Source organism: Sphingomonas ginsenosidimutans, assembly GCF_002374835.1.
GTDB classification, from domain to species: Bacteria; Pseudomonadota; Alphaproteobacteria; order Sphingomonadales; family Sphingomonadaceae; genus Sphingomonas; species Sphingomonas ginsenosidimutans.
In genome coordinates this window covers 140,558-151,059 of the sequence record NZ_NWVD01000004.1, presented here as the reverse complement: position 1 = coordinate 151,059, position 10,502 = coordinate 140,558, and the positions used below count along the sequence as shown (strand labels likewise).

9 protein-coding genes are annotated in these 10,502 nt (G+C 69.2%); 8 read left to right on the top strand and 1 reads right to left on the bottom strand.

Annotated elements, in window-relative coordinates:
• Nucleotides 1–168: 168 nt before the first annotated feature.
• The 6 genes from COA17_RS11410 to COA17_RS11385 all read left to right on the top strand — a co-directional run bounded on the left by COA17_RS11410 (nt 169) and on the right by COA17_RS11385 (nt 8,878).
• Nucleotides 169–1,335, top strand: coding sequence for an acyl-CoA dehydrogenase family protein (locus COA17_RS11410; RefSeq protein ID WP_096612540.1), 1,167 nt, complete (start codon nt 169–171; stop codon nt 1,333–1,335).
• Complete coding sequence (locus tag COA17_RS11405; protein WP_245857717.1) at nt 1,332–2,114, top strand: enoyl-CoA hydratase/isomerase family protein; 783 nt, start codon at nt 1,332–1,334, stop codon at nt 2,112–2,114. Before COA17_RS11410 ends, COA17_RS11405 begins: the two co-directional genes overlap by 4 nt.
• A 121-nt stretch (nt 2,115–2,235) precedes the next feature.
• Nucleotides 2,236–3,468, top strand: a complete 1,233-nt coding sequence (locus tag COA17_RS11400) for an efflux RND transporter periplasmic adaptor subunit (RefSeq protein ID WP_096612743.1) — start codon at nt 2,236–2,238, stop codon at nt 3,466–3,468.
• 7 nt (nt 3,469–3,475) lie between these two features.
• Nucleotides 3,476–6,778: a multidrug efflux RND transporter permease subunit gene (locus COA17_RS11395; protein WP_096612538.1), complete on the top strand. Its 3,303-nt coding sequence runs from the start codon at nt 3,476–3,478 to the stop codon at nt 6,776–6,778.
• Nucleotides 6,775–8,319, top strand: a complete 1,545-nt coding sequence (locus COA17_RS11390; RefSeq protein ID WP_096612536.1) for an efflux transporter outer membrane subunit — start codon at nt 6,775–6,777, stop codon at nt 8,317–8,319. Before COA17_RS11395 ends, COA17_RS11390 begins: the two co-directional genes overlap by 4 nt.
• A gap of 58 nt (nt 8,320–8,377) precedes the next feature.
• Nucleotides 8,378–8,878, top strand: coding sequence for a GNAT family N-acetyltransferase (locus tag COA17_RS11385; protein ID WP_096612534.1), 501 nt, complete (start codon nt 8,378–8,380; stop codon nt 8,876–8,878).
• Nucleotides 8,879–8,885: 7 nt separating this feature from the next.
• Here the strand turns inward: COA17_RS11385 and COA17_RS11380 are convergent, their stop codons facing one another.
• On the bottom strand, nt 8,886–9,197 hold the full coding sequence (locus COA17_RS11380) for a phasin family protein (RefSeq protein ID WP_096612532.1): 312 nt from the start codon (nt 9,195–9,197) through the stop codon (nt 8,886–8,888).
• 125 nt (nt 9,198–9,322) lie between these two features.
• On the opposite strand from COA17_RS11380, the gene COA17_RS11375 reads away from it, so the two are divergent.
• Together COA17_RS11375 and COA17_RS11370 are read left to right on the top strand one after the other, a co-directional pair.
• A complete protein-coding gene (locus COA17_RS11375; RefSeq protein ID WP_066491893.1) occupies nt 9,323–9,856 on the top strand; it encodes a hypothetical protein in 534 nt (177 codons plus the stop codon).
• The gene (locus tag COA17_RS11370; protein WP_096612530.1) at nt 9,853–10,452 is read left to right on the top strand and encodes a peptidylprolyl isomerase; all 600 of its coding nucleotides are present in this window, start codon (nt 9,853–9,855) and stop codon (nt 10,450–10,452) included. Before COA17_RS11375 ends, COA17_RS11370 begins: the two co-directional genes overlap by 4 nt.
• The last annotated feature ends 50 nt before the right edge of the window (nt 10,453–10,502 follow it).

Here is a 10,502-nt window from a genome sequence, read left to right as displayed (position 1 = left end):
GACGAACAGAAAAAGACAAGAATTACGCCCCTTTGACCGCGGGGCGCCGGTATACCGTTTCACCCCCGTCTTCCTGCAACGCCCCAACGCGGCTTCGGTTTCACCGGCACTGGCGCGATGGGGCCATGCAACCTAGGGTCGCGGGAACAACAGTGCCGGGAGAGGGCCGTGAATTTCGATCTCGACGACGATCATCGCATGATCGCGGACCTCGTCCGCCGCTTCGTCGATGACGAACTGGTCCCGCTGGAAGGTGCGGTGCTGGCACGCGACGTGGCCGGCGAGGGCCTGCACCTGTCGGCGGCGGAACGGGAACGGATCGACCGCGTCTCGCGCGAGCTGGGGCTGTGGGGGCTGGATGCGCCGGACGACGTCGGCGGGCACGATCTCCCCGCGGTGGCGATGGTTGCGGTGAACGAGGCGATGGGCCGCACGATCGTTCCCTATACCCTGCCCCCCGATTCCCCGAACCTGCGGATGCTGGCCGCGACCGTGAACGACCGCCAGCGCGAGGCGTATCTGGCACCCTATGTGCGCGGTGAGACGATTTCCGCGATCGGCATCTCCGAACCGGGCGCCGGCTCCGATCCAGCGGGTATGCGCACGACCGCGACGCGCGACGGCGACGACTGGCTGCTCAATGGGCGCAAGATCTGGATCACTCGCGCGGCCGAGGCGGATTTCACGATCGTCATGGCAGTGACCGATCGTGAAAAGGGCGCGCGCGGCGGCATGTCGGCATTCCTGGTCGATCGCGACGCGCCCGGCTTCAACGTCGTGCGCCCGATCCCGATGATCGGCGGCGAGACGACCTATGAGGTCGCGCTGGACGACTGCCGCGTGCCGGGGTGGAAGCTGCTGGGGTACGAGGGCCAGGGGTTCGCGCCGATGCAGCTGCGGCTGGGCACGCGCCGCGCGGAAATGGCCGCCAATGCGATCGGCATGGCGCAGCGCGCGCTCGACATGATGATCGACTATGCGCCGCAGCGCACCACCTTCGGCAAGCCGCTGAGCGAGCGGCAGACGGTGCAGAACTGGATCGCCGACGCCGCGATCCGCATCCATGCCGCACGGCTGATGACCTACGACTGCGCGTGGAAGCTGGATCAGGGGCGCGACATCCGCACCGACATCTCGATGATCAAGAGCTTCGCGCTCGAAATGGCGTGGGACGTTCTCGATCATGCGATGCAGAGCTTCGGCGCGATGGGGATGACGCGCGAAATGCCGCTGGCGCAGATGGCGGCGCGTATCCGCCTGATGCGCATCTATGACGGGCCGACCGAGATCCATAACTGGGTGGTCGCCCGCAACCTTCTGGGAACCCGCGCATGAATGACATGACCCGCCATATTGCCGTCGCCACCGCCGATCACGTCGCCACCGTGGTGATCGACCGCGCGCCCCACAATCACGTCAATGCCCGGCTGGTCGAGGCGCTGGCCGACACGTTCGAGGCGCTGGACCGTGACGACGACGTACGCGCGATCGTGCTGGCGACGGAGGGCAAGGTGTTCTGCGGCGGTGCCGACCTGACGGGCGAAAAGCCGCTCGCCGACGAGAGCGGGGAGAGCGAGACGCCAGCGCTCTACACCGCCGCCGTCCGGCTGTTCGCCACGAAGAAGCCGGTCGTCGTCGCGGTTCAGGGTGCCGCGGTCGGCGCCGGGCTGGGCCTGGCGCTGGTTGGGGATTTCCGCGTCGCCGCACCGGAAGCGCGCTTCTCCGCCAATTTCGTGACGCTGGGGTTCCACGCCGGCTTCGGCATCACACATACCTTGCCGCGCGTCGTGGGACAGCAACATGCCGCGGTGATGCTGCTGACCGGGCGGCGGGTGAAGGCCGAGGATGCGCTGCGCTACGGCCTGGTGGATGAAATCGCCCCGCTGGCCGAGGTGCGCGCCGCCGCGGTCCGCCTCGCCGCCGAAATCGCCGCCAATGCCCCGTTGGCGGTGGAGGCGACGCGCGCCACGCTGCGTGCCGATCTGGCGCAGGCGGTGCGGCGGCGCACCGACCACGAGCGCGCCGAGCAGGACCGGCTGATGCAGACCGCGGATTTTCGCGAAGGGATCAACGCGGTGGGGGAACGCCGCCCGGGGCGCTTCGTTCGCGGCTAGGTACGATCGTCCGGCAAAATTTGTTGCCGCCTGCGACACATTTGCGACAAAGAGCCTGTAGGGCCGCGTCCCGGCGGGGCGATACGTGGCTGGTTATGAAAGGGTGACGAGGCGGATGCGGATGCTGTCAGGCCGGGCGTCGTTGGGCGTCGCGGCCGCCTCCGGTTTGTTGGCGCTGTCCGCGTGTGGTGCCGGTGACGGCGCACCGGGCAGGGGCAAAGGCGCCCAGGGTGAGGGTCGCCCGACGCAGGTCGGCTTCGTCGTGGTCCAGCCGACCGCGGTCGCGCAGGTCAGCGAGCTGCCGGGCCGGACCGTCGCCTTCCAGAGTTCGGAGGTACGCCCGCAGGTGTCGGGCGTCATCCAGCGCCGCTTCTTTACGGAAGGGTCGATCGTCCGCCGCGGCCAGCCGCTGTACCAGATCGATCCCTCGCTCTATCGCGCCGCCGCCAACCAGGCGCGCGCCGGCGTCGCCAACGCGCAGGCGCAGTTCGAGGCTGCGCGCGTCCGCGCCGACCGTTACCGGCCGCTCGCCGAGATCGAGGCGGTCAGCAAGCAGGATTATACCGACGCCGTCGCCTCGCAGCGGCAGGCCGCGGCCAGCATCGCGCTCAGCCGTGCGCAGTTGGAAACCGCCAGCGTCAACCTGCGCTTCACCACCGTGCCCGCGCCGATCACCGGGCGGATCGGGCGTTCCCTGTTCACCGTCGGTGCGCTGGTCAGTGCGACGCAGGCCGATCCGCTGGCGACGATCCAGCAACTCGACCCGATGTTCGTCGACATCCAGCAATCGGCCGCCGACCTGCTGGCACTGCGCCGCGCGCTGGCGTCGGGCGGGGTTACCCCGGCACGGGCGACCGTCCGGCTCAAGCTGGAGGACGGCAGCGACTATGGCCGCACCGGCACGGTGGAGTTCGCCGAGGTGGTTGTCGATCCGTCGACCGGCGCGGTGACGCTGCGCGCGCGCTTCCCCAATCCCGACGGGCTGCTGCTGCCCGGCATGTTCGTTCGCGCGGCCTTCTCCCAGGCGATCCAGCAGAACGTGTTCCTGGTCCCGCAACAGGCGATCACCCGCGATCCGCAGGGGCATGCGACGCTGTTCGTCGTCGGCGCGGACGGCAAGGCGCAGCAGCGCACCGTTACCACGCCGCGCACGCAGGGCGCCTATTGGGTCGTCACCGCCGGGCTGAAGGCGGGCGACAGGATCATCACCCAGGGGCTGCGCGATCTGAAGCCCGGCGCGGCGATCACCGCCGTTCCCGCGAACACGCCGCAGCGGATCGAGCCACCCTCGCCCGAACAGATGAAGAAGATGCAGCAGGAAAAGGGCGCGGCGGGCGCGGGCAAGGGCGGCTGACGCACCCATGTCCCGCATCTTCATCGATCGTCCCATCTTCGCATGGGTGCTGGCCATCATCGTGATGCTGGCGGGGGTCGGCGCGATCCTGTCGTTGCCGATCGCGCAATATCCGGACGTCGCGCCGCCGCAGGTGTCGGTGCGTGCCACCTTCCCCGGCGCCAATGCGCAGACGCTGCAGAACAGCGTGACGCAGGTGATCGAACAGCAGCTGTCCGGCCTCGACGGGCTGCTGTACTTCCAGTCCTCGTCGTCCAGCCGCGGATCGGTGACGATCACCGCCACCTTTGCCAAGGGTACCGACCCCGACATCGCACAGGTGCAGGTGCAGAACCAGGTGCAGCAGGCGGTCGCGCGCCTGCCGCAGCAGGTGCAGCAACAGGGTCTGGTGGTCCGCAAGTCGAACCCGGACTTCCTGCTGATCGTCGGCGTCTATGACGAAACCGACAAGCTGACCAACCGCGACGTGTCGGACTATCTGACGTCGAACCTGCAGGACCCGCTCAGCCGCATCCAGGGCGTCGGCGACACCAATGTGTTCGGCTCGCAATATGCGATGCGCATCTGGCTCGACCCGGCCAAGCTCGCGTCGTTCCAGCTGATGCCCGGCGACGTCGTCACCGCGATCCAGAACCAGAATGCCGAGGTCGCGGCGGGCGAGGTCGGCGGGCAGCCGATGCCCGACACGCAGATGCTGAACGCGGTCGTGACCGCGCAGTCGCGGCTCACCTCGCCGGAGGAATTCGCGAACATCATCCTCAAGACGCAGAACAGCGGCGCCACCGTCCGCCTGCACGACGTCGCGCGGATCGAACTGGGGTCAGAGAATTACAACGCGCGCAGCCGCGTCAATCGCCACCCCGGCGCGGGGCTGGCCGTGCTGCTGGCGCCGGGCGCCGACGCGCTCAAGACCGCCGAACTGGTCAAGGCGCAGGTGGAGCAGGCGTCGAAATCCTTCCCGCCGGGGCTGAACTACGCCTTCGCCAACGACACCACCGCCTTCATCAAGCTGTCGATCGAGGAAGTGGTCAAGACGCTGCTCGAGGCGATCATTCTCGTCGTCATCGTGATGTTCGTGTTCCTGCAGAGCTGGAGGGCGACGCTGGTCCCCGCGATCGCGGTGCCGGTGGTGCTGCTGGGCACGTTCGCGGTTTTCTACGTCGCCGGATTTTCGATCAACACGCTGACCTTGTTCGGACTGGTGCTGGCGATCGGCCTGCTGGTCGACGATGCGATCGTCGTGGTGGAAAATGTCGAGCGGCTGCTGGAGGAGAACCCCGGCATGACCCCGCGCGAGGCGACGATCGAATCGATGAACGAGATCACCGTGGCGCTCGTCGCGATCGCGCTGGTCCTGTCGGCGGTGTTCCTGCCGATGGCCTTCTTCGGTGGCTCCACGGGCGTGATCTATCGCCAGTTCTCGCTCACCATCGTCTCGGCGATGGTGCTGTCGGTGCTGGTCGCGCTGATCCTGTCGCCCGCGCTGACCGCGACGCTGCTGAAGCAGAAGCACGACGAACAGGGCGATCCGCTGGAACAGGGGTGGATCGCGCGCAAGGCGCCGCGCGTCGCGCACCTTCTGGAACGCGCGCGCGACGGCTTCAACGACCGGTTCGATCGCGGCGTGCGGCGGTATGAGGCCGGCGTGCGCAGCGTCATCGATCACAAGGCGATCTGGCTGATCGTCTATGCGGTGACGGTCGCGCTGCTCGCCGTGCTGTTCCTGCGCCTGCCCACCGGCTTCCTGCCGACCGAGGATCAGGGCAGCGCCAGCATCCAGTTCCAGCTCCCCGCAGGTGCCACGCAGGGGCGCACGTTCGACGTGCAGAAGCAGGTCGAGCAATATTTCGCGCAGCATGAAGCCAGCAACGTCACGACGATGTTCACCGTCAGCGGAGGCGGTGGCGGCGGGGCGAGCGGCCAGAACACCGGTCAGGGCTTCCTCAATTTTGCCGACTGGGCCGACCGCCACGGCAAGGAGAATACCGCCGACGCGATCGTCGCGCGCGCCTCCGCCGCGTTCCGCGGCTTCCGCGATGCGCGCGTGTTCGCACTGGTCCCCCCGGCGATCCGCGGGCTGGGGCAGTCGAACGGCTTCACGATGGAATTGCTTAACAGCGGCGGGCTGAGCGAAGAGGCGTTCGCCGATGCCAAGGACCGCCTGCTGGCGGCCGCCAATGCCGATCCGGTACTCGCCTCCGTGCGCCTCTCGGAGCTGCCCGACGTCGGCACGCTGAAGATTGATATCGACCAGCAGAAGATGTCGGCGCTCGGACTCAACCAGTCGGACGTCAACACCACGCTGTCGACCGCCTGGGGCGGCCGATACGTCAACGATTTCATCGACCGCGGCCGGGTGAAGCGCGTCTTCGTGCAGGGCGATGCGCCCTATCGCGCCGAGCCGGAGGACCTGAACCAGTGGTTCGTCCGCGGGTCGGCCGGGCAGATGGTGCCCTTCTCCGCCTTCGCACGGATCAGCTGGACGCAGGCGCCGGTGACGCTGTCGCGCTTCAACGGCATTTCCTCCTATGAGCTTCAGGGTCAGGGGGCGGCAGGCCGCAGTTCGGGCGACGCGATGACCCGCATCGAGGAACTGGCCGCGCAAATTCCGGGCACCAGCATCGCCTGGGCGGGGCTGTCTTATCAGGAACGGCTGTCGTCGGGGCAGGCGCCGCTGCTCTACGCACTGTCGATCCTGGTCGTGTTCCTGTGCCTCGCGGCGCTGTACGAAAGCTGGTCGATCCCGCTTGCGGTGCTGCTCATCATCCCGCTGGGGTTGATCGGCGCGGTGCTGTTCACCACGCTGCGCGGGCTGGTCAACGACGTCTATCTCCAGATCGGGTTGCTGACGACGATGGGGCTGGCGGCGAAGAACGCGATCCTGATGATCGAATTCGCCGAACAGGCCGAACGCCAGGGCAAGCGCGTGATCGACGCCGCGCTGGAGGCGGCGCGCATCCGGCTGCGCCCGATCCTGATGACCAGCCTGGCGTTCATCTTCGGCGTGCTGCCGCTCGCCATCTCCACCGGCGCGGGCGCCAACAGCCGCATCGCGATCGGCACGTCGGTGATCGGCGGGATGCTGACCGCGACGGTGCTGGCGGTGTTCTATATCCCGTTGTTCTTCGTGCTGGTACGGCGCGGCTTCCGCGACGGGCTGAAGGGATTGCGCGGCGGCACCGGCCCGCGCGGTGAGGATGGCGACGGCAACGATGGGCACGGCCCCGGCGGCGGCGATACCCCGCCGCAATTCCCCGCGCCGCAGGGTCGCCCCGCGCTGCCCGCCCCGGAACCGGAGCCTTCGCGATGATCCGCCGCCTGTCCCCGCTGCTCCTGGCGGTCGCGCTGCCGGCCTGCTCGATGGCACCCACCTATGTCCGCCCCGCCGCGCCGGTGCCGCCATCATGGCCGACCGGCGATGCCTATCTGCGGCAGAGCGAGACGACGCTTCCGACCGTCACCTATCGCGACATCTTCCGCGATGCGCGGCTGCAACGCCTGATCGACTCGGCCCTGGCGAACAATCGCGACCTGCGCATCGCCGTCGCCAATATCGAGGCGGCGCGCGCGCAATATCGCATCCAGCGCGCCGACCTGTTGCCGCAGGTGAACGCCAACGTCGGCTACAGCTATCGCGACGGCGGCACCGGCGGCACGACGATCCTGCCCGGTTCTGGAACCGGCACCGGGACCGGGACCGGGGGAACCGGTACGGGCGGCACCACCGTCGTGACGGGCGGCGGGCGCAGCACGTTCCAGGCGCAGCTGGGTGTCACCGCGTTCGAGATCGACCTGTTCGGCCGCGTCCGCTCGCTGACGCAAGCGGCGCAGGCGCGCTATTTCGCGCAGGAAGCCGCCGCGCGCGCGACGCGGCTGACGCTGGTCGGCGACATCGCCACCGCGTGGCTCAACTATGCCGCCGACCAGAGCCTGTTCGACGTCGCGCAGCAGACCGCGCAGAATGCGCGCGACAATGTCCGGCTGACCGATGCGCGCCGTCGCGGCGGAATCGCGCCGCGCACCGACCTGCGCCAGGCCGAACAGGTGCTCGCCACGGCGGAGGCCGATCTGGCGCAACAGCGCACCGCGCTCGCACAGGACGTCAACGCGCTGCAACTGCTGGTCGGCGCGCCCGTCGATCCCGCGCTGCTGCCGCGCGGGATCGAGGAAGCGGCCGCGACCGTCGGGGAATTGCCTGCCGGGCTGGATTCCGGCGTCCTGCTGCGCCGGCCGGACGTGGTGCAGGCCGAATATACGCTGCGCGCCGCCAACGCCCAGATCGGCGCCGCGCGCGCCGCGCTGTTCCCGCGCATCTCGCTGACCGGGCTGCTCGGCTTCGCCAGCAACGCCTTGTCCAGCCTCTTCACCGGCGGGGCGTTCAATTATTCGGTCGCGCCCAGCGCCAGCTATCCGATCTTCGCAGGGGGCGCCGCGCGCGCCAATGTCGCGCTCAGCCAGGCGCAGCGCGACGCCGCGCTCGCCGGCTACGAAGGGACAATCCAGACCGCGTTCCGCGAGGTCGCCGACGCGCTAGCGCGGCGCGGGACGATCGCGGATCAGCTGGCCGCCAACCAGCGTTTCTACCGCGCGGCGCAGGATACCGCGACGCTCAACACCGCGCGCTATCGCGGCGGAATCGACACCTTCCTCTCCGCGCTGGATGCGCAGCGCCAGCTGTACAGCGCACGGCGGACGCTGGTGTCGACACAGCTGGCGCGCGCGACCAATCTGGTCACGTTGTACCGTGTGCTCGGCGGCGATTCGCTGCTGGACGCGTCCGCCGACGGACCGGTCCTGCGCGATGTTGCGACGCCGGGCGCAGCATCGCCGCAGCAAAGCCAGCAACCATAGCGGCTTGACGGCGTCGCCCGGGTCGCGGACGTTCCGGGCGTAACCGGGAGCGGCGCAGATGGGACATTATCGGATTCGCCGCTTTCGCGCCGACGACCGGCTGGCGATGCAGGCGTTCGCCAACGCCCTGCCCGAACACGACCTGCTGTTCCTGGGCCGCGACCTGCGCCAACCGCGCGTCATCGCCGCGTGGCTGACCGCGATCGAGGACGGTTGGATCGACGGGCTGGTCGCGCTGGAGGATGACATGCTGGTCGGTACCGCCGCGCTGGTCCGCGATCCGCTGGGATGGAGCGCGCATGTCGGCGAAATCCGCCTGCTGGTCGCCGCCGACCGGCGCGGCGCGGGGCTGGGGCGCGACCTGCTGGAAGGGATCATGCGCGTTGCTACCAACCGCGCGCTCTCGAAGCTGACCGCAGCGATGACCGCCGATCAGGCGGGGGCGATCGCGCTGTTCCAGGCCCTCGGCTTCGAAACCGAGGCGCGGCTGCGCGCGCACGTCCGCGACGGATCGGGACGCGCGCATGATCTGGTATTGCTGGCGCGCGCGTTGGCCTAGCGCCGCGTCACTCCTCGCGACGCGGAGGCGGTGTAACGGCGGCGCGGCCGAACGACATGATCAGCTCGCCGATCTGACGCGCCTGATCCATCGATCTCTTGCCCTGCGCGCGCAGGTAATCGCCCTGGATCTGCATCACCTCGGACAAGTCCTTGGCCTGCGCCGCGGCGCGCATCGCGGCGAACGCTTCCTGCGCATTGGCCTGCGCCTGATCGATCATCGTCACGCCCAGCGCCGACGATTGCCCGGCGATCCGTTCGCCGCCGGCCTTCATCGCCGCTGCGGCATCGACGCCGAAATTGCCCGTCTTGTCGTCCATCGATCCTGTCCCCACGTCAGTTCGCCGTGACCGGTCAACCGGCGGCGCGGTACTTTGTTGCATCGCCCCGCCTTCGCCACAGATGGCTGGCAAGAGCCCCGCTGCGCCCGTAGAAGGAGATCGTGATGCGCCCCATTTCGCTGCTGTGCCTGCCGGCGCTGCTTGCCGCCCTTCCCGCCGCCGCCCAGGATCCGGCCAACGATCCGCGCTGCGCCACGGTACGCGTCGCAATGCCTGCGGAATTGGCGCGATGGAGCAACCGCGCGCCGCTGGTCGCTGGCGCGACGACCCGCTCCGCCCCGGTGATGGTGATCGGCCAGGCTGCCGACGTGCGGCTTGGCACCATCGACGCGGCGACGCTGCCGGCGACGCCGGGCCGCGCCGCGCCGGATAATGCCCCCTATGCCGGGGTGGCGCTGTTCCAGGTCGCACGCGCCGGCACCTATCGCGTCGCGCTGGGCGCGCCGGCATGGATCGACGTCGTCCGCGCCGGCCGGGCGCTTGCCTCCAGCGCACACGGCCACGGGCCGATGTGCACCGGCATCCGCAAGATGGTCGATTTCCGTCTGACGCCGGGTCGTTACGTCCTGCAGATCAGCGGCCATGACGGCGCGAGCATCCCGGTGATGATCGTGCGCGCCCCGCGGGCAGCGGCATGATCGCCGCGCTGCTCGCCGCGGCGGTGCAGGCGACGGCGGCCACCCCCGCTCCGGTCGCGCCGGTAACGGCCCCCACCCCCGCCACGCTGACGCGTGTGCAGCTGACCACCGCGGCCGGCCCGATCGTGATCGGCGTCAATACGAGGGCGGCGCCCGCCACCGCCGCGAATTTCCTGAAGTATGTCAATCAGAGGAAGCTCGACGGCGTCGCCTTCTATCGCGCGGTGAAGGTCGGCGACGGCTACGGCCTCGTCCAGTTCGGCACCCGCAACGATCCGAAGCGTACGCTGCCGCCCGTCCGCCATGAAGCGACGACGCAGACCGGGCTGAGCCATGTCGACGGCGCGATTTCGATGGCGATGGCCTCCCCCGGCACCGCGGCGGGCGATTTCTTCGTCGTGGTCGGTGACATCACCTCGATGGACGCCAAGGGCGCCGACCCCGGCTTCGCGGTGTTCGGCCGCGTGCTGGAGGGGATGGACGTGATCCGCCGCATCCTTGTCGCGCCGACCTCGCCGACGCTGGGCGAGGGCGTGATGAAGGGGCAGATGCTGGCCCCGACGATCCGCATCGAGAGCGCCCGCCGCCTGCCCTGACGCCCGCCCCCGACGCTTGCCGGCGGCGTGACGGAACGGTTACAACGGAC

Excerpts from the sequence above, each read along its gene's own strand:
- COA17_RS11405 (WP_245857717.1), top strand. The coding sequence starts at position 1,332 with ATGAATGACATGACCCGCCATATTGCCGTCGCCACCGCCGATCACGTC.
- COA17_RS11400 (WP_096612743.1), top strand. The coding sequence starts at position 2,236 with ATGCTGTCAGGCCGGGCGTCGTTGGGCGTCGCGGCCGCCTCCGGTTTG.
- COA17_RS11395 (WP_096612538.1), top strand. The coding sequence starts at position 3,476 with ATGTCCCGCATCTTCATCGATCGTCCCATCTTCGCATGGGTGCTGGCC.
- COA17_RS11390 (WP_096612536.1), top strand. The coding sequence starts at position 6,775 with ATGATCCGCCGCCTGTCCCCGCTGCTCCTGGCGGTCGCGCTGCCGGCC.
- COA17_RS11385 (WP_096612534.1), top strand. The coding sequence starts at position 8,378 with ATGGGACATTATCGGATTCGCCGCTTTCGCGCCGACGACCGGCTGGCG.
- COA17_RS11380 (WP_096612532.1), bottom strand. The coding sequence starts at position 9,197 with ATGGACGACAAGACGGGCAATTTCGGCGTCGATGCCGCAGCGGCGATG.
- COA17_RS11375 (WP_066491893.1), top strand. The coding sequence starts at position 9,323 with ATGCGCCCCATTTCGCTGCTGTGCCTGCCGGCGCTGCTTGCCGCCCTT.
- COA17_RS11370 (WP_096612530.1), top strand. The coding sequence starts at position 9,853 with ATGATCGCCGCGCTGCTCGCCGCGGCGGTGCAGGCGACGGCGGCCACC.